The organism is Serratia liquefaciens ATCC 27592 (assembly GCF_000422085.1).
Classification (GTDB): Bacteria; Pseudomonadota; Gammaproteobacteria; order Enterobacterales; family Enterobacteriaceae; genus Serratia; species Serratia liquefaciens.
The window spans coordinates 1518428-1544677 of record NC_021741.1; the positions used below are offsets into that span (position 1 = coordinate 1518428).

Here is a 26250-nt window from a genome sequence, read left to right on the forward strand (position 1 = left end):
AGGAAAAAGGTGGCTAAACGTGCTCTTTGGGTCGCAGGGAAATGAAAAAGGCCGCACGTGGCGGCCTTGAGCAAAGAGGGGAAAGGCGGGGATCAGTTAGTTTCCGGCTTCACTTCGATATAGTCCAACTGCAAGACGCTGCTGGTGTAGCCGCGGATCTTGTTGGTCATTTCAATATCGCCGTTCAGCTTGTGGCCGTAAGACGGAATGATCTCTTTCAGTTTGCTCTGCCATTCCGGCGTAGCCACTTTATCTTTGAACACTTTCTCCATCAGGTGCAGCATGATCGGTGCGGCAGTTGATGCGCCCGGTGATGCACCCAGCAGAGCGGCAATGCTGCCATCTTCGGAACTGACCACTTCGGTACCGAACTGCAGTACGCCACCTTTATCTGCATCTTTTTTGATGATCTGCACGCGTTGGCCGGCGGTCCACAGTTTCCAGTCTGCCTGTTTGGCTTCAGGGAAGTACTCTTTCAGCGCAGCGAAACGATCGTCGTCGTTCATCATCAACTGACCCACCAGGTATTTCACCAGGTCGAAGTTGTCCAGCCCGACGTGGGTCATTGGCATCAGGTTCGAAGTGCTCAGGGAGTGCAGCAGGTCGAACAGTGAACCGTTTTTCAGGAACTTGCCGGAGAAGGTGGCGAACGGTCCGAACAGCAAGACACGCTTGCCGTCCAGCATGCGGGTATCCAGGTGCGGAACCGACATCGGCGGTGAACCTACGCTGGCCAGGCCATAAACCTTGGCCAGGTGTTGGTCAGCGATTTCCGGGTTGGTGGTGACCAGGAACTGACCGCCGACAGGGAAGGCACCGTAGCCTTCGGCTTCAGGAATGCCGGTTTTCTGCAGCAGCGTCAGAGAAGCACCGCCTGCACCGATAAACACGAATTTGGCATTCACGGTGGTTTCTTTGCCGTCGCGGTTCAGATCGGCCACGGTGACGCGCCAGGTGTTGTCGGCATTGCGCTTGATGTCGCGGACTTCATGGCTCAGGTTCAGCTTGAAGTTCGGGTTTTTGGTCAGCGTGTCCACCAGTTGGTGGGTGATCACGCCAAAGTTAACGTCGGTACCCAGCGGCATGCGGGTCGCAGCAATTTTCTGCGCCGGATCGCGGCCGTTCATCACCAGCGGAGCCCACTGTTTAATCTGGTTAGGGTCTTCTGAGTACTCCATACCACGGAACAGGGTGCTGTGTTGCAGTGCGGCATAGCGTTTGCGCAGGAAGTTGACGTTGTCGTCACCCCAGACAAAGCTCATGTGCGGCACACTGTTAATAAAGGATTTTGGATCTTTCAGGACGTTATTTTTCACCTGATAAGACCAGAATTGACGCGAGATTTCAAAAGACTCGTTAACCACCACGGCTTTGCTGATGTCGATGGTGCCGTCTTTTTTTTCCGGGGTATAGTTCATTTCAGCGAAGGCGGAGTGACCGGTACCGGCGTTGTTCCAGCCGTTGGAGCTTTCTTCAGCCACGCCGTTCATGCGCTCATACATGTCGATGGACCAGTTTGGCTCCAGCTCATGCAGGTAGGTCCCCAGCGTGGCGCTCATGATGCCACCGCCGATCAGTACCACATCAACGGACTTATTCTCTTCCGCCGTCGCCTGTTGCGTAACGCCAAACAGGTTCAGACAGAAGATCAGGACGAGTAATTTTCTCATTGAATCAAATCTCTTGTGTGTAAATTCTACTCATTGCAGGTGAAAGAATTTATCGGGAGTTACCCTGGAAATAAGTAAAACTAACCCGCCCGGCTAAGCCGAGTGACAGTGATAATGTCTTTTTGTTAATCGTTTTCTTAACGAAAAGTGGATTATTACAGGCTGTCTGGGGACAGGTTGTTCAACTCTGGTTACTGCGGGGATATTATTGTTTGCAATATTGTTAAAAACTACTTTTGTAACTAAAAAAAGCCTATTAAAGGCAGGAATCATTCATTTATTATTTTTATTTAAATATAACCGCTAAATTAATAAGGTCTAATTGCCGCTGATTTAAACGATATGCCATTATCACACAATATTTATGGAATAATGGCAAATAGCAGCAGGTAACAAAATGAAAATGGCCGCCGGGCATTTCAGTGCGGCCAAGATGCTGGTTGACGCTTAGCGGCGGGCCTTCATTGCTGCCGACGGCCACTCTTCTTTCAGCAGTGCATAAATCAGTTCATCACCCCATTGGCCATTGAAACGATCGTTTTGTCGCAGGTGCGCCTCTTTGCGCATCCCCAGACGTTCGACGACCCCGATAGACCCCTGATTGGCAGCATCGAGCCGGGCAAAAATGCGGTGGCAGCCCACTTGGTTAAACCCCCGATCCAACACCGCTTGCACGGCTTCGCTGGCATAACCTTTACCGGCATAAACCGGGCTGAAGATATAACCGATCTCGGCTTGTAATGCTGCGCGGTTAGCCAGTTTCAACAACACTTCACCGATCAACTCTCCGCTGTCCTTTAGGGTGACGGCGCAATAAAAAATATCGCCGTCCTGACAGAAGCGCGAAGCTATCGCCTGAGCAAGCTGATCGGCCAGTTGCGCGTTGTCCGGGGTGGGGGCATACAGATAACGATAGACCTCCGGCAAACGGTGGTAAGTCGAGTAGGCTTCGAGATCGTCGGGCGTGAAGCGGCGCAGTTGCAGGCGTTCGGTGTCGAAGGGCAGGGTAATCAAATGCAAGAGCTCATCCTTATTGTCGGGTGGGATCACATTGGTTTGTTTACGGACAGGGCAGAACATTTTTGCGAGGAATACAGGTCCCACAATATAGCAGTAGCCTGGAGGTTTCAAACGGCGAAAACCCTGTTCATCGCCGGCGTGAGCAACGATGAACAGGGTTTAATTAATCAGCGGACGGGGTCGTTAGCTTACTTGATCGCCATGGCGTCACGCATGGTATAGAACAAATCTGTCTGATCGGTCAGCCCGACGACGTTGGCGGCATGCGGGCCGTAGGCGGCAACACGCAGCTGGGTGCCGGTGTGGCCCTGCGAATCCTCTTCCGAGTTGCCGTAGCTGATGGTCATCGGCGCGCCATCTTTGGTGGTCAGCATTTGCGTCAGGCCCGGCGCTTTGGCGTCGGCGGCGATAATCTGGCTGGAGTGAGCATGGTCAGCGGTGACGATCACCAGAGTGTTGCCGTCGGCACGGGCGAATTCCAATGCTTTCTGCACGGCTTCATCCAGATCGACAGTTTCCCCGAACTGGCCGCACGGGTTGGCGGCATGATCCTGTTTGTCGATCGATGCGCCTTCGACCTGCAGGAAGAATCCGTTTTTATTGGTTTTCAGCAGGTCGATGGCTTTCTCGGTCATAACCGCCAGCGTCGGGATATCCGCCGTACGTGCCGGGTTGTTCTGACAGGTCACCGCCGGTTGGTCGAGATTACCGTGATAGCTGGCCTTCGGCCCCTGCCAGCGTACCGGCATATTGCCGGCGGCAAACAGCCCCAGCAGCGGCTTTTGCTGATTGGCGACGTTAACGGCGTTCAGGGCATCGAGGTTTTCCACCCACTGATAACCTAATGCAGTTGCCTGCTCTTTCAGTGATTTTCCCTGCCATTCGCCGCTTTTGGCTAACTGATTAAAGGATTTTGCTCCGCCGCCTAAGGTGACGTCGGCGCGGGCTTTGAGTAACTGTTCACTGATCGAACCGCGGCCGCCATTTTCCAGCGCGTTGGTTGCGCATTTTTCACTGGTCTCTTCCGGGCCGTAACATTTACGCGAGGTGACGTGGGAAATCTGCGCCGCAGGTGTGGCGTCTTGCAACTCTGCGGTGGAAACGTTGCCGGTGGCTTTACCCGCCGCTTTGGCAATTTCCAATAGGGTCGGTTGGTCTTTGCCATTAACGTCAACGCCCAGCGCGCCGTTATAGGTTTTGACGCCGGTGGACCAGGCAGTCGCCGAGGCGGCGGAGTCAGTGACGTAATCCGGCTTGTGGGTTTTCTTGTCCAGCGAATAATGGGTGTATTGGCCGGTTAACGGCAGGGCATCGATGCCTTTAAAATAGCCGCCTGCGCCTTCGGCATAGTTGCGTGCCGAAGTGATTTCCGAATCGCCCATGCCGTCGCCAATCAGCAAAATCACATTCTTGACCGTTTTATCAGACAACGAAGCTTTCAATGCCGCGGTTTGATCGCCACTCAGGCGACGTGCTCCGCCGGGTTCAACGATATTGCCGCGAGCCGCACGCTCGGAAAGTCCGGCAGCGTTGGCCGGCGTCTCATCGGCGAAGGCGCTTGAGCATAATAAGGCGGATAACACGGCACTGGCGATCAGGGAAACTGGCTGCAACATCGGGGAAAGCTCCTTGTCGTAATATAAAAACATAAATACCCGGTCGCCTTTCAAGCTACAGCGTGGTTACCAGCACTCGCTAACCCCAAGTTACTTACTGGAGTAAGCGCCTGGGGATGAGCGAGCAGGATGCCTGACTGTGGCTTAAAAATCATAGGGGTATAACACGAACTTGTTAGGCAGGGAGGGTAATGCAGGGGTGTGACACTTTTATGACGACAAAGAAGACGCAAAAGGGATAGCCGGGCGGCTATCCCAGGCAAGCCATTATTCGCTGCGGGCGGGAATGTTGACGCCGCGTTGCACCGCCGGTCGTGCCAGACCGCGCTCCAGCCATTGCCCTACGCGTGGGAAACTGTCGAAATCGACTATCTCGCGGGCTTCGTAGAAGCCGATCAGATTACGCACCCAGCCCAACAGTGAAATGTCGGCAATGGTGTAATCCTGGCCCATGATCCAGTCGCGGCCTTCAAGCCGGCTTTCCAGTACGCCCAGCAGGCGTTTCGACTCATTCTTATAACGCTCAAGCGGGCGCTTATCTTCGTATTCACGACCGGCGAAACGGTGGAAGAAGCCGAGCTGACCGAACATGGGGCCAACGGCCGCCATTTGGAAAAATACCCACTGAATGGTTTCATAACGCAGAGCCGGATCCTGCGGCAGGAACTTGCCACTTTTTTCCGCCAGATACAGCAGAATGGCGCCGGATTCGAACAGGGGTAATGGCTTGCCGCCAGGGCCATCGGGATCGATGATTGCCGGGATCTTGCCGTTCGGGTTCAGCGACAAAAACTCGGGCGTCCAGGTCTCGTTTTTGCCGATGTCGATCAGGTGCGCTTCATACGGCAGGCCGATCTCCTCCAGCATGATAGAAACTTTTACCCCGTTCGGCGTGGGCAGCGAATAGAGCTGCAGCCGCTCCGGATGCTGCGCCGGCCACAGTTTGGTGATTGGGAATTGGGTTTGATCGAGCATGGGAGTCCTCGGGTTGACGGTTTGCTTATTGAGTATTGCACCAAAACTAACCTGTTGTGAGGTTAAACAGTGAGGTCAAAATGTGCTTTAAGCGCTTTTTTCCCGCTGGCGGTGAGCTGCAGTTCACGACTCTCCAACTGGCGTTTTATCCAGCCACGACGAATAAATGCGGTAAGCATCGCCGCACCTAATGCACCACCCAGATGGGCCTTGCGCTCGCTCCAGTCCAGGCAACCGCAGGCGAAGCGTCTTCGTGAGGGCGCAGGGGAACAGTCGACGCCCAACCGAGTGAGTGCAGCGTGGCCGGCCTCGCTTAACCGATAGTCTTCCTCACCTTCTAACCAGGTTAGCTGATGCAGGCGTTGGTGCAGTTTTACCGCCACTTCACCGGCCAGATGGTCATAACAGGTTCGGGCGAATTGCAATGACGTCGGAGTAGTGCTTTTCACCACGGGCTTTTCGACGCCGGCCAGTGCCATTAGCGTTTCCAGCGCGGCGGCGACTTCCGGCCCCGCCAGACGGAAATAGCGGTAACGCCCTTGCTTGACGCAGGCGATCAGTCGCTGTTCCTGCAGGCGTGCCAGATGGCCGCTGGCCGTTGAGGCGGCAACGTCCACCGCGGCGCTGAGTTCGGTGGCGGTATAAGCGCGACCATCCATCAGCAGGCACAGCATGCGCGCCCGGGTGCGGTCGGCAATGGCACCGCTCAGTGCCGCCAGACGATCTTCAATATCGATGTTATTCATACTTCGAGATTAGGCGAAGTATGGCTGTGCGTCCACCGTTAGGATGGGTTCACACCGGCCAAACCTACTGGAGAACAACATGGCAACCTGCCCTTATTCCCGCGCCATTGCTGCCGTCACGGCCGATGATCCGCGGGCCAATTATATGCAATTGGAACCCATGCAGTTTCAGCCGCAAAAGCAAAGTTGGCTCGCCGTTTCGCCTTTAGCCGTGCGGGAGGTTTTGCACAATATTGACTTTGGCGTTCGGCCCACAGATGAACCTATCCCGGCAGCCTTGCTGGGTACACCGGCGCAATCCATCTTTGGCAATTTGGTGCGTATGCGAGATGGCGACGAGCATGTCAGGCTTAAAAAGGCCATCGTGCAAACTTTAGCGGCTTTTGACTCATCTCTAGTCCAACAAACCGCGAGGGCTGTGGCGCAAGAATTGATGCCTGCAATAGCGAATGCGAGGCAGATCACCCGTTTTAATTATGCTCTGCCAGTGTGTGTTATCGCGGCACTTTTGGGCATCCCCGCCAAGGAATGGACTGAGCTGGTTGACGAGATACTGGACTTTTCCCGCTGTATAGCGCCTGGCGGCAGTGCGCCTCAGGTGGCGCTCGGGATCCGGGCGGTAGAATCTATTTCGGCACGTCTCACAAACTGTTGTGGTCCACTATGGCAGGAATTGCAGCAGGTATCTGCACAACTCGGCATTGAAGATCGGGTCGTGGTGGCCAATGCCATCGGTTTGATGCTCCAGGCCTGCGAAAGCACCGCCGGTTTGATCGGTCAGACGTTATTGCTGATGGGCGACAACACGGAAAGTGTGCCACAACGCATTGAACAGATACTGACTGAAATGCCCTCGATCCAAAATACTCGCCGCTTTGCCCGGCAGGATACCCAGGTCGCCGGCTGCCAGGTGTTGGCCGGACAAAGCGTATTGGTTTTGCTGTGTGCAGGAGACGAAAGTTTTGCTTTCGGCGAAGGTGCGCATCGCTGCCCGGGGGCTGACTGGGCGAAAATTATCGCACAGTGTGGCATTCAGCATTTATTGGCATTGGGCGTTGATGTTCAAACGTTGAACAACGTTCGCTGGCGGTTTTCGCAAAATGCGCGCGTACCCGAATTTTTCTCTGACAGGAGCGCCCTATGATTGCCGTTATTTTTGAGCTGCAGGCCGCTGACGGCCAGCGTGAGACCTATCTTGATTTGGCCGCCGATCTGAAGCCGCTACTGGCAGAAATTGACGGTTTTATTTCCATTGAGCGTTTTCAAAGCCTGGCCGATCCGCAGCGGCTGCTGTCATTGTCCTTTTGGCGTGATGAGGCGGCGGTACAGCAGTGGCGAAATGTCGAGCAGCACCGAGCCGCACAGAAACGGGGCCGCCATGGCGTGCTGGCACAGTATCGCCTGCGGGTGGCTGAGGTGGTGCGGGACTATGGTCTGGATCAGCGAGAACAGACCCCTCATGACAGCCGCGGCTATCACGCGGGGTAAAGTGCGCGGCCATTATCAGTTATGACTCTGTGAGGCACAGCGTTGTTGACAATATGTGGGGATTTGCCTTATTGATAAGGTATGAGCATAAACAAGGTTTCATTCGCGCAGATTATTATCACCATTCTCGGAGTGGTGGGATAGCGCGTCTGTGTCATGCTAAAACCCGCCGGTAAGGCGGGTCATCTTTTCCTCCTGCCGGTACTCACCTTCAGGAGAACGCCATGAATAATTCCTCCCACGCCGTTTTACATTTGATGTGCGGCAAAGCCGGTTCCGGCAAATCAACCCTGGCAAATCGACTGGCGCAGCAGCCCCATACGCTGCTGATCGTTGAAGATAGCTGGTTGGCAACGTTATATGACCAGCAGATGAAAACCCTACAGGACTACGTTCGTTATTCCGCCAACCTGCGGCAGGTGTTGAGCGAGCATTTGGTGCAACTGCTGCGGCATGGTCTGTCGGTGGTGCTGGATTTTCCGATGAATACGCCGGATCGGCGCTTATGGGCCAGACAAGTGGCGGAGGAGGCCGGTGTAGCGCACTGCCTGCATTTTCTGGACGTCAGCAATGCGCAGTGCAAGAGCAGAATAAAACACAGAAATGAGCAAGGTGAACATCCCTTTGTGCTCAGTGAAGAGACCTTCGATCTGCTCACGCAATATTTTGTCGCCCCTACCGAAGAAGAACGCCTGAGCCTTATCAGATATGGTGAATAGATGGGGTGAAGCGCAGAGACTGCGGAGAAAAGCACCCAATGCCGGCGACGCTATCGCCGGCATCGTCAGGATCAGAAAGGCTTGGTCGGCAGGTATTTACCGTCCAGGGTGATCACTGCGCGTTCGCCACCTTCCGGATCCGGCACTTTCTTGATGTCCAGTTTGAAGTTAATCGCACTGATAATGCCGTCGCCAAACTGCTCATGCACCAGCGCTTTCAGCGTGGAGCCGTAAATTTGCACCATTTCATAAAAGCGATAAATGGTTGGATCGGTCGGCACACCGCCTGGGATGCTGCCGCGCAGCGGAATGGTTTGCAGCAGACGGATGGCGTCTTCGTCCAGATCGAGCTTGGCGGCCACCACACGCGCCGCCTGTTCTGGCAGCGGATGCTGACCCAGCAGAGCGGCGGTGACGAAGGCCAGACTCAGCCCGGTACCCTGGTTGATCGCTTCGAAGGTCAGTTTTTTACGGATCTTGGCGGCCATAATGGTGTCGGTCAAGGTTTCGCGTGGGGATGAATAATGCAGGGACTGTGTCATGTTATCTCCTTATTGAGATTAAAAACGGGATACGGCAGGGGTAGCCGTGACATTTGGATTGGTGGCCAGTGGAATAAAGCGGCGGGTTTCGCCATCCAGCGCTTCAATACAGCCGCTGGCAATGTCATAGACCCAACCGTGCAGCTTCAACCGGCCCTGCTCAAGCGCCAGCGCCACTGAAGGATGGGTTTTAATATTGGTCAGTTGTGCGATGACGTTCTCACGCACCATCGAACTGACGCGTTCATTTTCAGAGGTATGCGGATGGGCCTGATTCACCGCCTTGGCTGAATCGGCGTAACGCAGCCAATTCGCTACGGTTGGCATATGATCCAGGCACTGACAGGTGGCGATGGCGGTCATTGCGCCGCAGTCGGAGTGTCCGCAGATCACGATATCTTCCACGCCGAGTGCGGCGACGGCATATTCCACAGAAGCAGTTACGCCACCCGGCTCCGGGCCGAACGAAGGCACGATATTGCCGGCATTGCGGATCACGAACAGGTCACCCGGCTCACGCTGGGTGATCAGTTCCGGCACCAGGCGGCTGTCGGAACATGAGATAAACAGGGTGCGTGGATTCTGGCGCGTGGCCAACTGCCGGAACAGTTCGGAACGTTCGACAAACGCCTCGCGCTGGAACTTCAAAAAACCCTCAATAACCTCTTTCATGCTGTCTCCATCAGGATGCTGTTAAGCGATGGGGGCATGATGCGCCGCTCTGGCTATAGGGTCTAAGACCCATTTATAATGGTCACCATAGGAATTACTAATAGTTGAGGCGTTATGCTGCTGCGACACATCCGTTATTTTCTTGCCGTTGCCGAACAGGGCAACTTCACCCGCGCCGCCGAAGCGCTACACGTCTCGCAACCGACGCTGTCGCAACAAATCAAGCAGTTGGAAGAAAACCTGGGAACGCCTCTGTTTGATCGTTCCGGCCGAACGGTGCGCCTGACCGACGCCGGTATGGGCTGGATGCGCTATGCCCGGCTGGCGCTGCAGGATCTGGAAGCCGGCACTCGGGCGATCCACGACGTGGCGACGCTGGAGCGCGGTAATTTGCGGCTGGCGATGACGCCAACCTTTACCGCCTATCTGGTGGGGCCTGTTATCGATGCTTTTTATCGGCAATATCCGGGTGTTTCGGTGAGTATTCATGAAATGACGCAGGACAGGATCGAGGCGCTTCTGGCGGAAGACCGGCTGGATGTGGGGATCGCGTTCAGTCAGGCGCAATCGGTGGATATTGTGGCCGAGGAGCTGTTTACCGAGTCACTGAATATGATGGTTGGAGCTCAGCACCCGCTGGTTCAACAGCGTGAGCCTTTGAGTGCACAGGTGTTCGAACAGCAACCGCTGGTATTACTGAGCGAGGACTTTGCTACCCGTCAATTTATCGACGATTATTGTCGTCGACAGGGGATCCGCCCCCGGGTAGCAATGGAGGCCAACGCAATTGGTGCCATCATTGAAATTGTGCGACGTGGCCAACTGGCTACCCTGCTACCGGCAGCGGTTGCGCAGGAAAACCCGCAGTTGCACCCGGTACGGCTTACCGAGATCATGCCCGCTCGCCGGGCGGTGCTGTTGCAGCGTAAAGACGCCTACCGTAGCGCGGCGTCACGGGCGTTTATCGAGGTCTTGCACCGGCAGAAATTTAGCTAGGGACATTTCGGCCCGCTATAAAACCGGCTAAATACCGTGGTAGTCTGGCGCACCGAGCTGGTCCGATCGTCACTTTCATTCTTGGCTGAATAGGGAGGTTTTTGTGAAAAGGATCTTGAGCGTTATTACTTTGGTTTTTGTTTCTTTCTCTTCCCTCAACGGTTACGCCGCTGAGCAACACCGTGAAGCGACAGAAAATAATTTATCCAAGGTGACTCATTTCTCTTTGGGAATGAACGGGTTTGTTGGCATTGGTAGTGCCGGAGAAACCGAAGTAATAGAAATCCTAACCTACCAGGACGCGGGGGCCGTTTTTTTGCGTATTGCCAATAACCCGCAGGCAACCCCAGAAGCGAAACTTTATGCTGCCTGTGGCTTAAAAAAGCTCAATAACAAAACCGGCGAACCCAATTTCACCCAAGTGTGGGATCAACCGGTTTCGGTTTTGAAAGGGGATGTTTTAAGGAAAGAAAAATTCAGCGATGTTTATTTCAGTATTCTAAAACAGGGGTGTTGGTAAACCTCTGCATTCACCTCCCTCAGGCCGAGACGTTCTTTCCACTTGGCCTGCCGCCGCACCTTTGCTCAAATTGTCACCGAAACTTCCCGCGATCTCTGTTGCCCGTTATGGCATAATGCGCGCCAAATCACATTCCCAATGATATGAAGAGCGAGCGCTGTGTTAAGCACTAACAACATCACTATGCAGTTTGGCAGTAAGCCGCTGTTTGAAAACATCTCCGTTAAGTTTGGCGGCGGTAACCGCTATGGTTTGATCGGCGCCAACGGCTGCGGCAAATCCACATTTATGAAAATCCTGGGCGGCGATCTGGTGCCGAGCGGCGGCAACGTGTTCCTCGACCCGAACGAGCGCCTGGGTAAACTGCGTCAGGATCAGTTCGCTTTCGAGCAATACAGCGTGCTGGACACCGTCATCATGGGCCACAACGAACTGTGGGCGGTGAAGGAAGAGCGCGATCGCATTTATGCGCTGGCTGAAATGAGCGAAGAAGACGGCTATAAAGTGGCCGATCTGGAAGTGGCCTACGGCGAGATGGACGGTTATACCGCTGAAGCGCGCGCCGGCGAACTGCTGCTCGGCGTCGGCATCCCGGTTGAACAGCATTATGGCCCGATGAGCGAAATCGCACCGGGCTTCAAACTGCGCGTATTGCTGGCGCAGGCGCTGTTCTCCGATCCGGAAATTCTGTTGCTCGACGAACCGACCAACAACCTGGACATCGACACCATCCGCTGGCTGGAGCAGGTGCTGAACGAACGTAACAGCACCATGGTTATCATTTCGCACGACCGTCACTTCCTGAACATGGTTTGTACTCACATGGCGGATTTGGACTACGGTGAGCTGCGCGTGTATCCGGGTAACTACGACGAATATATGACGGCGGCTACGCAGGCGCGTGAACGTCTGGTTGCGGATAACGCCAAGAAGAAGGCGCAGATTAACGAACTGCAATCGTTCGTGAGCCGCTTCAGTGCCAACGCCTCCAAATCCAAGCAGGCAACCTCACGTGCCCGCCAGATCGACAAGATCCAGCTGGAAGAAATTAAGGCTTCAAGCCGTCAGAACCCGTTCATCCGTTTCGAACAGGACAAAAAACTGTTCCGTAACGCGCTGGAAGTGGAAGCGCTGGCCAAAGGTTTCGACAACGGTCCTCTGTTCGGCAAGTTCAACCTGATGGTTGAAGTGGGCGAGAAAGTGGCGGTGTTGGGCCCGAACGGTATCGGTAAATCTACCCTGCTGAAAACGCTGGTGGGCGATACGTTGCCGGATAGCGGTACCGTGAAATGGTCTGAAAATGCCAAGATCGGTTACTACGCTCAGGATCACGAATACGAATTCGATGACACCCTGACGGTGTTCGACTGGATGAGCCAGTGGAAGCAGGAAAAAGACGACGAGCAGGCGGTGCGCAGCGTGCTGGGCCGTTTGCTGTTCAGCCAGGACGACATCAAGAAGAAAGTGAAGGTGTTGTCCGGGGGGAGAAGGGCCGCATGCTGTTTGGCAAGCTGATGATGCAGCGTCCTAATATCCTGGTTATGGATGAACCGACCAACCACCTGGATATGGAATCCATCGAGTCGCTGAACATGGCGCTGGAAATGTACGAAGGCACCTTGATCTTCGTTTCCCACGACCGTGAATTCGTTAGCTCGTTGGCGACCCGCGTACTGGAAATGACGCCGACCAAAGTGATCGACTTTACCGGCAACTACGAAGATTATCTGCGTAGCCAGGGTATCGTGTAACCCAGCGGCAGGGGCGCTGCATGCTGCGCCCGAAGCTATAACCGGTGACGAATTTGTCATCAAACTCAGGCGGGAGCATTCCCGCCTTTTTTGTCTCTGCTATTCCCCACCGCAAACGTCGCACTGCGGATCCTTCGGCAGCTTCATCTCGCGGAACTGCATCGTCATGGCATCAAACATCAGCAGTTTTCCGGTGAGCGGTTGGCCGTACTGCGTCAGCAGTTTGATGGCCTCCATCGCTTGCAGCGTGCCGATGGTGCCGACCAGCGGTGCCATGACACCGGCCTCGACGCAGGTGAGGGCATTGTCGCCGAATAACCGGCTCAGGCAGCGGTAGCAGGGTTCTCCGGGCTGATAGGTGAAGACGCTGAGCTGCCCTTCCATGCGGATCGCCGCGCCGGACACCAGGGGTTTGCGCTGAGCATGACAGAGGCGATTTAGCAGATTGCGCGTCGCCACGTTGTCAGTGCAGTCCAGCACCAAATCGCAGGCGGCAATCTGCGCCGCCATCTGGTCGTCGTCCAGCTGTGCATCAACAGTTTCTATCTGAGCATGTGGGTTGATGGCACTGAGTTCGAGACGGGCCGATTCAACTTTCGCCATACCGATGCGCGCGTCGCGGTGCAGAATTTGGCGCTGCAGGTTAGAGAGTGAAACGGTGTCGAAATCAACCAGCGTCAGGTGGCCGACGCCCGCCGCGACCAGATAGGGGGCGGCGGCGCAGCCTAACCCGCCGAGGCCGACAATCAGTACCCGGGCGGCCTTCAGTTTTTCCTGACCGTCGAAGTCAAAGCCACGCAGGATAATCTGGCGGTTATAGCGCAGCGCTTCGGCATCGGTTAATTCCGGCAGCATGCTCAGCTCCTCAGCAAGGCGTTGAAGGGCTCAATGTCCACTTTTTCGCCCACTGCTACGGAGCCGCGTTCGCGCTCCAGCACGATAAAGCAGTTACCCTGGCTGAAAGAACTGAACACGTGTGACCCTTGATGGCCGGTGGTGCTCACTTCCAGCTCGCCCTGAGCGTTGCTGCTAAACACGCCGCGCTGAAAATCAAGGCGTCCCGGCGCTTTCTTCAAGGGGGTCAGGGCGCGAGCCTGCAAACGCGGTGGCAAATGCCAGTCGCTGTGGCCCGCCAGCTTCGCCAACAGCGGCTGCACCAGTTGGTAGAAGGTCAGCGCTGCAGAAACCGGGTTGCCCGGCAGGCCGCAGAACCAAGCCTGCTTGAGCTTGCCGAAGGCAAAGGGTTTACCGGGTTTGATCGCCAGCTTCCAGAAGCCGACTTCGCCCAGCTCGTCGAGCATCTGCTTGGTGTAGTCGGCTTCACCGACCGAGACGCCACCGCTGCTGATCACCACATCGGCCTGGCGGTCTGCCTGCTCGAAGGCGGCGCGCAGCGCGTTTTGATCATCACGGATAATGCCCAGATCCAGCGTTTCGCACCCTAACTGTTCCAGCATCAGGCGTACGGCAAAGCGGTTGGTATCATAGATTTGGCCCGCCTGCAGCGGCTGCCCGACCGGCTGTAACTCGTCGCCGGTGGAGAATACCGCCACCTTCAACTTACGTACCACCTGCACCTCGGCGACACCGAGCGAGGCCAACAGCGGCAACTGCGCAGCGCCCAGTCTGATACCCGCAGGTAAAACCCCGGCACCCTGGCGAATATCTTCCCCCGCCAGGCGAATATTTTGCCCGGCTTGCACTTCGGCCGTGAAGCGCACGCCGGCATCGCTGATCTCGGCCTGCTCCTGCATGATCACCGCCTCGGCCCCTGCTGGGACAGGCGCGCCTGTCATGATGCGTACGCAGGTACCGGCTGGCCAGTCGCCGTCGAACGGAGCACCGGCAAAAGCTTTGCCCGCGACCGGCAGCGGCGCGTTGGCTTGCAGATCGGCGAGGCGCACGGCATAGCCGTCCATGGCCGAATTGGCGAAGGGCGGTACATCAATCGGCGAAATAACCGGTGCGGCGGTAATGCGGCCGGCGGCGGCGGTCAGGGCAATGGATTCGGTTTGCTGAAGGGGGGAGATCTGGCTGAGCATCTTCTCCAACGCCTGCTCCAGGGAAATAAGATCGGAAGTATGGCAATGATCCATAAGGAACTCCGTAATCAGGGTGCGCGACAAATGGCGGCAAAGTGGGGGTATTATGAAGGATGCTATGCTGAAGTAAACAACGGGAGGCAGTGATGCACAGACAGGTATTAGACTTTTGGTTTGACGAGATCGAACCGGCAATGTGGTTCAAAAAGGACGATGATTTCGATCGCCTGTTGCATACGCGCTTTGGTCAGATCTGGCAGGCCGCCGCCGCCGGCGAGCTGGCGCACTGGCGAGACACCATTGAGGGGCGGTTGGCGGAGGTGATCGTGCTCGATCAGTTCAGTCGCAACCTGTTCCGCGGCACGCCGCGTTCATTTGCCAGCGACTGCATGGCGTTGGTGCTGGCACAGGAAGCGGTCCGTAGTGGGCAATGTGAACGACTTACGCCAGAGCAACGGGGCTTTCTCTATTTGCCCTTTATGCATTCAGAGTCGGCGTTGATTCATCAACAGGCTTTGGCGTTGTATACCGAGCTGGGCAATGCCAATCAGTTGGAGTTTGAAGTGCGGCACAAAGCCATTATTGACCGCTTTGGCCGTTACCCACACCGTAATGCGATATTAGGCCGAGTCTCTACCCCGGAGGAGGAAGCATTTCTGCTGTTGCCGGGGTCAGGATTCTAAATATTGATCATCTGCGTTCAGCCGGCTAAAAAACAGCAGGTTGAACGCACAACGGCCGGATATTTAGAGATATCGATTATTTTTGCCGGTAATTACTGTGTGCCCCTCACGGGTTTCTACCAAAAATCCCAATCGTTATTCAGAACGGTTTTTCCAATTTATAACTCTCTGTTTTTATTCCATTAAGCTATTTCAATGTGCGAAATAATCTAAGCGGGCTACGCTAAAAGCTGGGCGAAGACTTTATGCTTTACTTCGATAGCGCGGCTAAATATAGTCGGGAAAAGGCCGAATAATAATTATACCCGTCGCCTTGCCGGCCGCCGCGTTGTGGGCTGCCGCCGAGGTGAATCTATTTCCCCTTCAATGAGGGGCGGGATTGGCAGGATTAACACAGGGTGACAGGCAAATGAGCAAACCAGTGATTGCCATTCATGGCGGTGCGGGCGCAATTACCCGTGCGGCGCTGAGTGCTGAAAAGGAACAGGAGTATATTCAGGCGTTGTCCGACATCGTCGCCGCCGGCCAGCAGATCCTGGCCCAGGGTGGCAGCGCCCTGGATGCGGTCACCGAGGCGGTGAGGCTGCTGGAAGAGTGCCCATTGTTTAATGCCGGTAAAGGCTCGGTATTCACCCATCAGGGCACCCACGAGTTGGATGCCTGTGTGATGGATGGGAGCACCTGCGATGCCGGTGCCGTGGCCTGCGTCAGCCGGATACGCAATCCGGTGCTGGCTGCGCGCGCGGTATTGGAAAACAGCCAACACGTGCTGTTCGCTGGGGAGGGTGCGGAGAAATTTGCCGCCGCCCACGATCTTGAAATGGTCGCACCCGATTTCTTCTTTACCCAACCACGTTTTGACCAACTGCACCGTGCTCAGGCCGAGCTTGGGCGTGTGTTGCTCGATCACGATGGCGCTGCGCAAAGCGGTGAGCCGATCGACCCCGATCGTAAATTCGGTACCGTTGGCGCGGTGGCGCTGGATGCCCTGGGCAACCTGGCGGCCGCAACGTCGACGGGCGGCATGACCAACAAACAGGCCGGCCGGGTGGGGGATACGCCGATCATCGGTGCCGGTTGTTACGCCAACAATGCCACGGTGGCGGTCTCCAGCACCGGTACCGGGGAAACCTTCATGCGCGGCGTGTCGGCCTATGACGTTTCCGCGTTGATGGAGTACGCCGGGCTCAGTCTGCAGCAGGCCACTGACCGGGTGGTGATGGAAAAACTGCTGGCGATGGGTGGCAGCGGCGGCATGATTGCCATCGACAGTCACGGCAACGTGGCGCTGCCTTTCAACAGTGAAGGCATGTACCGCGGTTTCGGTTATGTCGGCGATGCGCCGTCCGTAGGGATTTACCGCTAACCGATCGCCAGGAGGGTGCATGACCGATGCCTTAATGCCGCTTGCGGCCAACGCCGGGCTATTATTGCCGCCGCAGCGCGTGCTGTCGGTGCGCGATCTGAGCGTCCAATTTCAACAACAGGGCGATACCGTAGAAGCGGTGCGCAACCTGTCATTTGATCTCGATCGCGGTGAGACGCTGGCGATCGTCGGTGAATCCGGTTCGGGTAAATCTGTCACCTCTCTGGCATTGATGCGCCTGGTCGAACAGGGCGGCGGCAACATCGTCAGCGGGACGATGCCCTTTCGTCGGCGTAACGGCGAGGTGCTCGATCTGGCCCACGCACGTCAGGGTACATTACGCACGGTGCGCGGTGCCGATATGGCGATGATCTTTCAGGAACCGATGACCTCGCTGAACCCGGTATTCCCGGTAGGGGAACAGATCGCCGAATCTCTGCGCCTGCATCAGGCGATGGATCACCGCGCCGCCAGACAAGCCGCCTTGCAGATGCTCGATTTGGTGCGCATTCCCGAAGCCAAAGACGTACTTAACCGTTACCCACATCAGCTCTCCGGCGGTATGCGCCAGCGGGTGATGATCGCCATGGCGCTGTCCTGCAAGCCGGCCTTATTGATTGCCGATGAACCTACCACAGCGCTGGACGTCACCATTCAGGCGCAAATCCTGCAGCTTATCCGCGTACTGCAGCAGGAAATGCAGATGGGGGTCATTTTTATTACCCACGATATGGGGGTAGTGGCGGAGATAGCCGATCGGGTACTGGTCATGCGTCAGGGGGAACAGGTGGAGCAGGGGCCGGTGCGCGAACTGTTTGCCGCGCCGCAACAGCCCTACACCCAAGCGCTGCTGGCGGCGGTGCCCAGGCTGGGATCAATGGCGGAGTTGGACTTCCCGGCGAAATTCCCGTTGCCGAACGGCGCAGACAATGGCGGGCCACAGAATACCGTACCGCCGGGGGCGACGCCGATCCTGCGGGTAGAAAATCTGGTTACGCGCTTTGACCTACGCAGCGGTATTTTAAATCGCGTCACCCGGCGAGTGCATGCGGTGGAAAACGTCAGTTTTGATCTCTACCCCGGCGAAACGCTGGGGCTGGTGGGAGAGTCCGGCTGCGGCAAATCCACGACTGGCCGCTCGTTGTTGAAGCTGGTGGACAGCCAGCGCGGCACCATTACCTTTGACGGTCGTCAAATCAATCAGTTGAAAGGCCCGGCGCTGCAGCACCTGCGGCGGGACATCCAGTTTATCTTCCAGGATCCTTACGCCTCGCTCGATCCGCGTCTGACCGTCGGGTTCTCGATCATGGAACCGCTGCTGGTACATAACGTGGCACGTGGCAAGGCGGCACAAGAGCGCGTGGCCTGGCTGCTGGAACGCGTTGGGCTTAAACCAGAGCATGCGCGTCGTTATCCGCATGAGTTTTCCGGCGGCCAGCGGCAGCGAATCTGCATTGCGCGCGCGTTGGCGCTTAATCCCAAGGTAGTGATCGCTGACGAATCGGTGTCGGCGCTCGACGTGTCGATTCAGGCGCAGATCGTCAATCTGCTGCTCGATCTGCAGCGTGAGTTCGGCATCGCCTTTTTGTTTATCTCGCACGATATGGCGGTAGTAGAGCGCATCAGCCACCGCGTAGCGGTGATGTATCTCGGGCAGATTGTCGAGATTGGCCCGCGTCGGGCGGTGTTTGAGAACCCGCAGCACGCTTACACCCGCAAGCTGATGGCGGCGGTGCCGGTGGCCGATCCTAACCATGCTTATAAACGCCAGCCGCTGCTGGTCGATGAAATCCCCAGCCCGATCCGCGCGCTGGGCGATGAACCCGTTACCGCACCGCTAGTGCAGGTTGGACCGGGGCATTTTGTCGCCCGCCATCCGATCGCCGGTGCCTTTTAGTGACCTCAGGAGAGACAAGCACCATGAAGCACTCATTCAAACGTAAGGCATTAGCGGGCGCCGTGCTGCTGGCGGCCGCGGTCGCCGGCCCAGCCTGGGCTGCGAAAGATGCGGTGATCGCCGTCGCGTCCAATTTCACCACGCTTGATCCGTATGACGCCAACGATACGCTGTCGCAGGCGGTGGCCAAATCCTTCTATCAGGGCCTGTTCGGTTTCGATAAAGACATGAAACTGGTGAACGTGCTGGCGGACAGCTATGAGGTGAGCAAAGACGGCCTGACTTACACCCTCAAGCTGCATCCGGGAGTGAAATTCCATGACGGCACCGAGTTTAACGCCGAAGCGGTGAAGGTGAACCTGGATCGCGCCAGCAACCCGGACAATCACCTCAAGCGCTACAACCTGTTCAAAATGATCGACAAAACCGAAGTGGTGGACGCCAATACGGTGAAGATCGTGCTGAAAGCGCCATTCTCGGCCTTTATCAACAACCTGGCGCACCCGGCGGCGGTGATCATTTCGCCGGCCGCGCTGAAGCAGTACGGCAAAGAGATTGGTTTCCACCCGGTGGGGACCGGCCCTTATCAGTTCGTGACCTGGAACCAGACCGATTTCGTCAAGGTGAAAAAGTTTGACGGTTACTGGAAACAGGGGCTGCCGAAGCTCGACAGCATCACCTGGCGCCCGGTCGTGGATAACAATACCCGCGCTGCCATGCTGCAGACCGGTGAGGCGACCTTTGCCTTCCCGATCCCGTATGAGCAGGCCAAGGTATTGGAAGGCAATGCCAAGCTCGATTTGGTGGCCGCGCCGTCGATCCTGCAGCGTTATATCAGCCTGAACGTGACTCAAAAGCCATTCGATAACCTGAAAGTGCGTCAGGCGTTGAACTACGCCATCAATAAAGACGCGCTGATCAAGGTCGCGTTCTCCGGCTACGCCGTTCCGGCGGAAGGCCCGGTGCCGCCAGCGATCGATTTTGCCACCCGTTACCAGCCTTGGCCTTATGATCCGGCCAAGGCGCGCGAACTGCTTAAAGAGGCCGGTTATCCTAACGGTTTCACCACCACCCTGTGGTCGTCTCATAACCACAGCACCGCGCAGAAAGTGCTGCAGTTTGCCCAGCAGCAGTTGGCGCAGGTTGGCGTGAAAGTGACGGTGACGGCGATGGATGCCGGTCAGCGTGCGGCCCAGGTGGAAAGCGTTGGGGTGAAAGACACCGGCGTGCGTATGTTCTACACCGGTTGGTCAGCATCAACCGGTGAAGCGGACTGGGCCTTATCACCGCTGTTCTCAACCCAGGCTGCGCCGCCGAAGCAGTTCAACACGGCGTTTTACAGTAATCCGCAGGTGGATCAGGATCTGACCGGCGCGCTGGCGACCACCGACCGTGCCGAGAAGCAGAAACTGTACAAGGACGCGCAGGATCGTATCTGGGCAGATGCGCCATGGATTTTCCTGGCCACCGAGCGCTTGCTGTCGGCTAACAATAAACAGCTGAGCGGCTTTTACGTGATGCCGGATACCTCGTTCAACTTTGATAATGCCGATCTTAAATAAGGCACCGATCCCCGCTCTCGTGGAGGGCGGGGTGAAGGGACGCACCCAAGATGCTTAATTATTTTCTTAAACGACTGCTGGGCCTGATCCCGACGCTGCTGATTGTCGCGGTGTTGGTGTTTTTGTTCGTCCATATGCTGCCCGGCGATCCGGCGCGGCTGGCGGCAGGACCGGAAGCCGACGAAGCGGTAGTACAGCTGGTGCGTAAGGATCTGGGGCTGGACAAGCCGCTGCCGCAACAGTTCGTGCACTTTTTTGTCAATGCGGTGCGGGGGGATTTCGGAACCTCGATGGTTTCCAAGCGCCCGGTGAGCGAAGAGATCGGCTCGCGCTTTTTACCGACCCTGTGGCTGACGCTGAGCAGCATGCTGTGGGCGGTGATTTTCGGTATGGGCATCGGCATGGTGTCGGCCGTGTGGCGCAACCGCTGGCCCGATCGTCTCGGCATGACCCTGGCGGTCTCCGGGATTTCGTTCCCCGCCTTTGCGCTGGGTATGCTGCTGATGCAGGTGTTTTCCGTCAATCTCGGTTGGTTGCCGACGGTGGGCGCCGACAGTTGGCGGCACTATATTTTGCCTTCCATCACCCTTGGGGCTGCGGTAGCGGCGGTGATGGCGCGTTTTACCCGCGCTTCGTTTGTTGAGGTGCTGCAGGAAGACTACATGCGTACCGCGCGCGCCAAAGGCGTACGGGAAACCATGGTGGTAGTGAAACACGGGCTGCGCAACGCGATGATCCCGGTCGTCACCATGATGGGATTGCAGTTTGGCTTCCTGCTCGGTGGCTCGATCGTCGTGGAGAAGGTCTTCAACTGGCCGGGGTTGGGCAGGCTGCTGGTCGATTCGGTTGAGATGCGTGATTACCCGGTGATCCAGGCCGAAGTCTTGCTGTTCTCGCTGGAGTTTATTCTGATTAACCTGTTGGTGGACCTGCTGTATGCGGCAATTAACCCGGCAATACGATACAAATGAGGGCGCTGCATGATTAAGCATTGGCGACGCGACGCCGCACTGAAGGCGATGCCGACAATCGATCCTAACGCAGTACGAACGCCGTGGCATGAATTCTGGCGGCGTTTCCGTCAGCAACGCGTGGCGCTGGTCGCTGCGCTATTGGTGTTACTGTTGGTGGTTGCTGCGCTGCTGGCACCCTACCTGGTTCCCTTTGACGCGGAAAATTATTTTGATTACGACCGCCTGAACGAAGGGCCTTCGCTGATGCATTGGCTGGGGGTGGATTCGCTGGGGCGGGACATTTTCAGCCGCATTCTGATGGGGACCCGTATTTCGCTGGCCGCCGGGGTGTTCTCGGTGCTGGTGGGTGGGCTGATCGGTACGCTGCTGGGGCTGCTGGCGGGCTATTACGAAGGCTGGTGGGATCGCATTACCATGCGTATCTGTGATGTGCTGTTCGCCTTTCCGGGCATTCTGCTGGCGATCGGCGTGGTGGCGATTATGGGCAGCGGCATGGCCAACGTGATTATCGCCGTGGCCATTTTCAGCATACCGGCATTCGCCCGATTGGTACGGGGCAACACCCTGGTGTTGAAGCATCTGACCTACATCGAGTCGGCACGCAGCATTGGCGCGTCAGACTGGACCATTATCATGCGGCATATTCTGCCGGGGACAATTTCGTCGATTGTGGTGTATTTTACCCTGCGTATCGGTACTTCAATCATCACCGCCGCCAGCCTGTCGTTCCTCGGGCTGGGTGCCCAGCCGCCAACGCCGGAATGGGGCGCGATGCTCAATGAAGCGCGGGCGGATATGGTGATCGCGCCGCATGTCGCGATTTTCCCGAGTCTGGCAATATTCATCACGGTGTTGGCGTTTAACCTGCTGGGGGATGGCTTGCGCGATGCGTTGGATCCGAAGTTGAAGGGATAACCGTTTTTTAGTCCAAAGGAGCTGGCTATGAGCCATATCAGTAAAAAGGGAATTAAAACAGGCATGCTGATTTACATCATCACCTATCTGGGGGGCTCAGCCTGGTACGCAATTCGTCGCTTCTGGTAGCCTACCCCGATATCAGCTATGTCGATGTGGTTATTGGTCTACTGGTGTATTTTGGTATCTGGAAGGTCTGTAACCTGATGCAAGCTTTTTACCGCTGGTATAACGGCATCGAGAATGTTTCATGATCTTTAGCGTGAGAGAAGGCTAACGTACCGGATAAGATGAATTTATCTCAAGGTTAATACGCTAAGTTTTTAGTGTTCTATTAAATTGAGTCTTTTAGTGTTGTCGGTTAATAACCGAAGAATACATGATTAACCTATTGCTCTCGTCACGTTTTTACTAAATAAAATTTGTATTTTACTTTCGCAATTATATTATCACTATGGTTGCCCAATATGTTTGTTTGTGAGGATTTAATAACTTTAATTCATGGAGTGAATAATATGGCTATTCGTGAGTTAACATCACAGGATCTTGATCTAATTTCTGGCGGAAACGCTGACTCCGGTTATGAAGGTCGGGGGGATGGCTGTGGTCACTATGGTGGAGCACCGAATACCTGCGCGAACCAAGTGGGGAGTAAAATTATTCTGGGTGCGATCGGGGGAGCGATACGAAGGCCAGGTCATCCGGCCTTAATGGTGGTTGGTGCTATTATGGGGGGAATGAAGGCGGCAATATCCTGTAAGGATAATAACCCGCAAAGAGGGGGGCGGCAGGATGCTTTGGGTGGAAATAATAGCCCTAATAGTGTGAATGGTCAGTGCCGTTGGTAATATCCACCGCATCAATGGAATATCAAATGAAAGATGTTATATATGTCGCTTTATGGATATGGATATCATTTGATTTAATTCAATACTCTTCACTGGCCATTATGAAACCTCATAATAGCTATGTGGATATTGCCGTGGCGGTTTTCGCCTTTTTTGGCGTGAAGGCGGTACTGACTTCTGTTGAGAATTTTTATTATTGGTTTAATGGCCGGGAATAAGCAGTCGCCGTAATAAGTGCTTGCGATAGCGATTATCGCAAGCACTGTTACGGTTTTATGATCAGCGGAACAGATGTTCGGCGTGGAAGCGCAGATGGTCTTCGATAAAGCTGGCGATGGTAAAGTAGCTGTGATCGTAGCCCGGCTGAATGCGCAGGATCAGCGGCCAGTCGCGCTGGCGTGCCAGCTCGGCCAGTTTTGCCGGCTGCAGTTGATCTGCCAGGAACTGATCGTCGTCACCTTGGTCCACCAATACCGGCATTTTTTCCGCGCCGTTGGCCAGCAGGTGGCAACTGTCATACTGCAGCCACTGGCTTTCGTCGTCGCCCAAATAGGCGGCAAAGGCTTTACGTCCCCAGGGCACCTGACAGGGATTGACGATCGGCGCAAACGCCGATACCGACCGGAAGCGCTGGGGATTGCGGAACGCCATCATCAGTGCGCCGTGGCCGCCCATGGAATGGCCGAAAATCGACTGGCGCTCGCTGACGCTGAAATGCTGGTTGATCAACGCCGGCAGCTCATCGCTAATGTAGTCGTACATGCGAAAATGCTTGTCCCACGGTGCTTGGGTGGCATTCAGATAGAAGCCTGCGCCCTGGCCCAAATCGTAGCCTTCATCATTCGGCACATCGTCGCCGCGCGGGCTGGTGTCGGCCATCACCAATACCAGTCCCAGCTCGGCGGCGATACGCTGCGCACCGGCCTTCAGCGTGAAGTTTTCGTCATTGCAGGTCAGCCCCGACAGCCAGTACAGCACCGGCGGCGGGTTATCATCGCGCGGTGGCGGCAGATAGATGCTGAAAGTCATGTTGCAATTCAGGCTCTGCGCCGCATGGCGGTAACGCTGTTGCCAGCCGCCAAACATGCGGTGCTCTTCGAGAAGTTCTAATGACAAGGTCATCTCTGCCTCCTGGCTTATTTTTTGTCGAAGTGAATAACGGAACGAATGGATTTGCCTTCGTGCATCAAATCGAACGCCTCGTTAATCTGCTCCAGGCCCATGGTGTGGGTAATAAAGTCATTCAGCGCGAATTCGCCGTTCATATAACGCTCGACGATACCCGGCAGTTGCGAACGGCCTTTCACCCCACCAAAAGCAGAGCCGCGCCAGACGCGGCCGGTCACCAGTTGGAACGGACGGGTAGAGATTTCCTGCCCTGCACCGGCGACGCCGATGATTACGGATTCGCCCCAGCCTTTATGGCAGCATTCCAGCGCTGAACGCATTACGTTGACGTTGCCGATACACTCGAAGGAGAAATCTACGCCGCCGTCGGTCAGTTCAACGATCACATCCTGGATCGGTTTATCGTAGTCTTTCGGGTTGATCAGATCGGTAGCGCCCAGCTTGCGCGCCAGATCGAACTTGCTGGTGTTGATGTCGATGCCGATGATGCGACCTGCACCGGCCATCTGTGCGCCGATAATGGCCGACAGACCGATGCCGCCAAGGCCGAAGATGGCAACGGTATCGCCTTTTTGCACTTTGGCGGTGTTGATAACCGCACCCATGCCGGTAGTGACGCCGCAGCCGAGCAGGCAGACTTCTTCCAGCGGTGCTTCTTTACTGATTTTGGCCAGTGAGATTTCCGGTACCACGGTGTATTCGGAGAAGGTTGAAGTGCCCATGTAGTGGAAAATAGGCTTGCCGTCCTTAAAGAAGCGGGTAGTGCCGTCCGGCATCAGGCCCTTGCCTTGGGTGGCGCGGATCGCCTGGCACAGGTTGGTTTTGCCGGATTTACAGAATTTGCACTCGCCGCATTCCGGGGTGTACAGCGGGATCACGTGATCGCCTACCGCCACGCTGGTCACGCCTTCGCCGATGGCTTCCACCACGCCGCCGCCTTCATGGCCGAGGATTGCCGGGAACACGCCTTCGGGATCGGCACCGGACAGGGTGTAGGCGTCTGTGTGGCAGACACCGGTGGCGACGATCCGCACCAGCACTTCGCCTTTTTGCGGTGGCATCAGATCGACTTCTTCGATCTTCAGCGGCTGGTTCGGTCCCCAGGCAACGGCGGCACGGGTTTTGATCATTTCCATCATAGTCTCCAGTGGTCTATTTTTTAAATCAGGCTATGTCGATAGCATCGGGTAAGTCATGGGCAGTATTTTCAACCGCAACGGTTTCTGCCTGTTCAATAATCAGTTCTTTCAGGGCGCGTACGTTCGGGCCAAAGGCGTCGCGTCGCCACAGTAGCCAGGTGGCAGTTTGGGCAATGTCGTCCGGCAGGGTGTGTACTTTCACCCGTTCGTGGCCGGGCAGCAGGCTTAGTACCGAATGCGGGATCATCGCCAGCCCGGCGCCGCTGGCGACGCAGGCCAGCATGGCGTGGTAGGACTGGATTTCCATAATCTGGCCTGGCAGCGCACCTTCGCGCTTGAACCAGGACTCCAACCGCAGACGGTAAGAACAGCTTGCGCGAAAGGCAAACAGGGTTTCGCCCTTGGCATCTTTGGCGTTATGGATCGGCAGGTGGTCGAGACAGGAGATCACCACCATATGTTCGGGGAAGGCAATACAGCCATTGAGTTCGTCATACTGTACCGGCCCGTCGACCAGCGCGGCCGCTAGCGTACCGGCGCGGACTCGTTCGGTGATCTCGCCGGAGGTGCCGGTGGTCAGTGACAGCGACACCTGCGAGAAACACTGATGATACGCCGCCAACAGGGTGGGCAACCGGGTGGCGGCGGTGCTTTCCATCGAGCCGATGGCGAAGTTACCCGCCGGCTCACCGGCATGGGTGATGCTCATGGCTTCTTCGCTCAGCGCCAGGATACGGTTGGCATAACAGAGAAAGTTATGGCCCATCGGCGAAAGGCGCAGTCGCTGTTTTTCACGGATAAACAGATCGGTGCCCAGTTCCTGTTCGAGCTGACGCAGGCGTGTGGTCAGGTTCGAGGGGACGCGGTGCAATTGCTCTGCGGCACGGGCGACGGAGCCGGTTTCGGCGACGCTGCAAAACATGCGGAGCTGGGTCAGATCCATTATCTTCTCTTTTCGTGATGAACTTGATGAGTATTATT

Annotated in this window: 24 protein-coding genes and 1 pseudogene; 13 read left to right on the forward strand and 12 right to left on the reverse strand. The window is 56.1% G+C overall.

Annotation, left to right across the window (positions count from 1 at the left end):
• Window positions 1-92 precede the first annotated feature (92 nt).
• The 5 genes from M495_RS07120 to M495_RS07145 all read right to left on the reverse strand — a co-directional run bounded on the left by M495_RS07120 (window position 93) and on the right by M495_RS07145 (window position 6027).
• Window positions 93-1670: a malate:quinone oxidoreductase gene (locus tag M495_RS07120; RefSeq protein WP_020825962.1), complete on the reverse strand. Its 1578-nt coding sequence runs from the start codon at window positions 1668-1670 to the stop codon at window positions 93-95.
• Between the two features lie 447 nt (window positions 1671-2117).
• Window positions 2118-2690 (reverse strand): GNAT family N-acetyltransferase, encoded by a 573-nt coding sequence (locus M495_RS07125; RefSeq protein WP_020825963.1) that lies wholly within the window; start codon window positions 2688-2690, stop codon window positions 2118-2120.
• Between the two features lie 188 nt (window positions 2691-2878).
• Window positions 2879-4306: an alkaline phosphatase gene (phoA, locus tag M495_RS07135; protein ID WP_020825965.1), complete on the reverse strand. Its 1428-nt coding sequence runs from the start codon at window positions 4304-4306 to the stop codon at window positions 2879-2881.
• 267 nt (window positions 4307-4573) lie between these two features.
• On the reverse strand, window positions 4574-5281 hold the full coding sequence (locus tag M495_RS07140; protein WP_020825966.1) for a glutathione S-transferase N-terminal domain-containing protein: 708 nt from the start codon (window positions 5279-5281) through the stop codon (window positions 4574-4576).
• A 62-nt stretch (window positions 5282-5343) separates the two neighbouring features.
• Complete coding sequence (locus M495_RS07145) at window positions 5344-6027, reverse strand: ArsR/SmtB family transcription factor (protein WP_020825967.1); 684 nt, start codon at window positions 6025-6027, stop codon at window positions 5344-5346.
• Between the two features lie 79 nt (window positions 6028-6106).
• On the opposite strand from M495_RS07145, the gene M495_RS07150 reads away from it, so the two are divergent.
• From M495_RS07150 to M495_RS07160, 3 genes are all read left to right on the forward strand, one after another.
• Entirely contained in the window at window positions 6107-7171 is a 1065-nt protein-coding gene (locus tag M495_RS07150) for a cytochrome P450 family protein (protein ID WP_020825968.1), read from the forward strand.
• On the forward strand, window positions 7168-7515 hold the full coding sequence (locus M495_RS07155) for an antibiotic biosynthesis monooxygenase family protein (RefSeq protein WP_020825969.1): 348 nt from the start codon (window positions 7168-7170) through the stop codon (window positions 7513-7515). Before M495_RS07150 ends, M495_RS07155 begins: the two co-directional genes overlap by 4 nt.
• Before the next feature lie 224 nt (window positions 7516-7739).
• Entirely contained in the window at window positions 7740-8234 is a 495-nt protein-coding gene (locus tag M495_RS07160) for an AAA family ATPase (RefSeq protein WP_020825970.1), read from the forward strand.
• A gap of 71 nt (window positions 8235-8305) precedes the next feature.
• Here the strand turns inward: M495_RS07160 and cynS are convergent, their stop codons facing one another.
• Window positions 8306-8776: a cyanase gene (gene cynS, locus M495_RS07165; protein ID WP_020825971.1), complete on the reverse strand. Its 471-nt coding sequence runs from the start codon at window positions 8774-8776 to the stop codon at window positions 8306-8308.
• 18 nt (window positions 8777-8794) lie between these two features.
• Window positions 8795-9448 carry a carbonic anhydrase gene (locus M495_RS07170; RefSeq protein WP_020825972.1) on the reverse strand — a complete coding sequence of 218 codons (654 nt, stop codon included), beginning with the start codon at window positions 9446-9448 and terminating at the stop codon, window positions 8795-8797.
• A gap of 114 nt (window positions 9449-9562) precedes the next feature.
• On the opposite strand from M495_RS07170, the gene cynR reads away from it, so the two are divergent.
• The 3 genes and pseudogenes from cynR (at window position 9563) to M495_RS07185 (ending at window position 12715) form a co-directional block, all read left to right on the forward strand.
• Window positions 9563-10444, forward strand: coding sequence for a transcriptional regulator CynR (gene cynR / locus M495_RS07175; RefSeq protein WP_020825973.1), 882 nt, complete (start codon window positions 9563-9565; stop codon window positions 10442-10444).
• A gap of 103 nt (window positions 10445-10547) precedes the next feature.
• Complete coding sequence (mchS3, locus tag M495_RS07180; RefSeq protein ID WP_020825974.1) at window positions 10548-10964, forward strand: MchS3 family protein; 417 nt, start codon at window positions 10548-10550, stop codon at window positions 10962-10964.
• 183 nt (window positions 10965-11147) lie between these two features.
• A pseudogene (locus tag M495_RS07185) lies at window positions 11148-12715 on the forward strand (ABC-F family ATPase).
• A 99-nt stretch (window positions 12716-12814) separates the two neighbouring features.
• Here the strand turns inward: M495_RS07185 and moeB are convergent.
• On the reverse strand, window positions 12815-13570 hold the full coding sequence (gene moeB, locus M495_RS07190) for a molybdopterin-synthase adenylyltransferase MoeB (RefSeq protein ID WP_020825975.1): 756 nt from the start codon (window positions 13568-13570) through the stop codon (window positions 12815-12817).
• 2 nt (window positions 13571-13572) lie between these two features.
• The gene (gene moeA, locus M495_RS07195; RefSeq protein WP_020825976.1) at window positions 13573-14811 is read right to left on the reverse strand and encodes a molybdopterin molybdotransferase MoeA; all 1239 of its coding nucleotides are present in this window, start codon (window positions 14809-14811) and stop codon (window positions 13573-13575) included.
• A gap of 92 nt (window positions 14812-14903) precedes the next feature.
• Here moeA and M495_RS07200 point away from each other — a divergent pair, with 92 nt between their 5' ends.
• The 7 genes from M495_RS07200 to M495_RS07230 all read left to right on the forward strand — a co-directional run bounded on the left by M495_RS07200 (window position 14904) and on the right by M495_RS07230 (window position 23220).
• The gene (locus M495_RS07200) at window positions 14904-15440 is read left to right on the forward strand and encodes a DUF924 family protein (RefSeq protein ID WP_020825977.1); all 537 of its coding nucleotides are present in this window, start codon (window positions 14904-14906) and stop codon (window positions 15438-15440) included.
• A gap of 409 nt (window positions 15441-15849) precedes the next feature.
• Window positions 15850-16806: an isoaspartyl peptidase/L-asparaginase family protein gene (locus M495_RS07205; RefSeq protein WP_020825978.1), complete on the forward strand. Its 957-nt coding sequence runs from the start codon at window positions 15850-15852 to the stop codon at window positions 16804-16806.
• 19 nt (window positions 16807-16825) lie between these two features.
• On the forward strand, window positions 16826-18703 hold the full coding sequence (locus M495_RS07210) for a dipeptide ABC transporter ATP-binding protein (protein ID WP_020825979.1): 1878 nt from the start codon (window positions 16826-16828) through the stop codon (window positions 18701-18703).
• Window positions 18704-18726: 23 nt separating this feature from the next.
• Window positions 18727-20265 carry a glutathione ABC transporter substrate-binding protein GsiB gene (gene gsiB / locus M495_RS07215; protein ID WP_020825980.1) on the forward strand — a complete coding sequence of 513 codons (1539 nt, stop codon included), beginning with the start codon at window positions 18727-18729 and terminating at the stop codon, window positions 20263-20265.
• Window positions 20266-20315: 50 nt separating this feature from the next.
• The gene (gene gsiC, locus M495_RS07220) at window positions 20316-21236 is read left to right on the forward strand and encodes a glutathione ABC transporter permease GsiC (protein ID WP_020825981.1); all 921 of its coding nucleotides are present in this window, start codon (window positions 20316-20318) and stop codon (window positions 21234-21236) included.
• Window positions 21237-21245: 9 nt separating this feature from the next.
• Window positions 21246-22154, forward strand: a complete 909-nt coding sequence (gsiD, locus tag M495_RS07225) for a glutathione ABC transporter permease GsiD (protein ID WP_020825982.1) — start codon at window positions 21246-21248, stop codon at window positions 22152-22154.
• A gap of 874 nt (window positions 22155-23028) precedes the next feature.
• Entirely contained in the window at window positions 23029-23220 is a 192-nt protein-coding gene (locus M495_RS07230; protein WP_020825984.1) for a hypothetical protein, read from the forward strand.
• 61 nt (window positions 23221-23281) lie between these two features.
• Here M495_RS07230 and fghA read toward each other — a convergent pair whose 3' ends face one another.
• The 3 genes from fghA to ptrR are packed head-to-tail and all read right to left on the reverse strand — an operon-like array spanning window position 23282 to window position 26212.
• On the reverse strand, window positions 23282-24124 hold the full coding sequence (gene fghA / locus M495_RS07235; RefSeq protein WP_020825985.1) for an S-formylglutathione hydrolase: 843 nt from the start codon (window positions 24122-24124) through the stop codon (window positions 23282-23284).
• A gap of 14 nt (window positions 24125-24138) precedes the next feature.
• Window positions 24139-25266, reverse strand: a complete 1128-nt coding sequence (locus M495_RS07240; RefSeq protein ID WP_020825986.1) for an S-(hydroxymethyl)glutathione dehydrogenase/class III alcohol dehydrogenase — start codon at window positions 25264-25266, stop codon at window positions 24139-24141.
• A gap of 28 nt (window positions 25267-25294) precedes the next feature.
• A complete protein-coding gene (ptrR, locus tag M495_RS07245; RefSeq protein WP_020825987.1) occupies window positions 25295-26212 on the reverse strand; it encodes a putrescine utilization regulator PtrR in 918 nt (305 codons plus the stop codon).
• Window positions 26213-26250 lie beyond the last annotated feature (38 nt).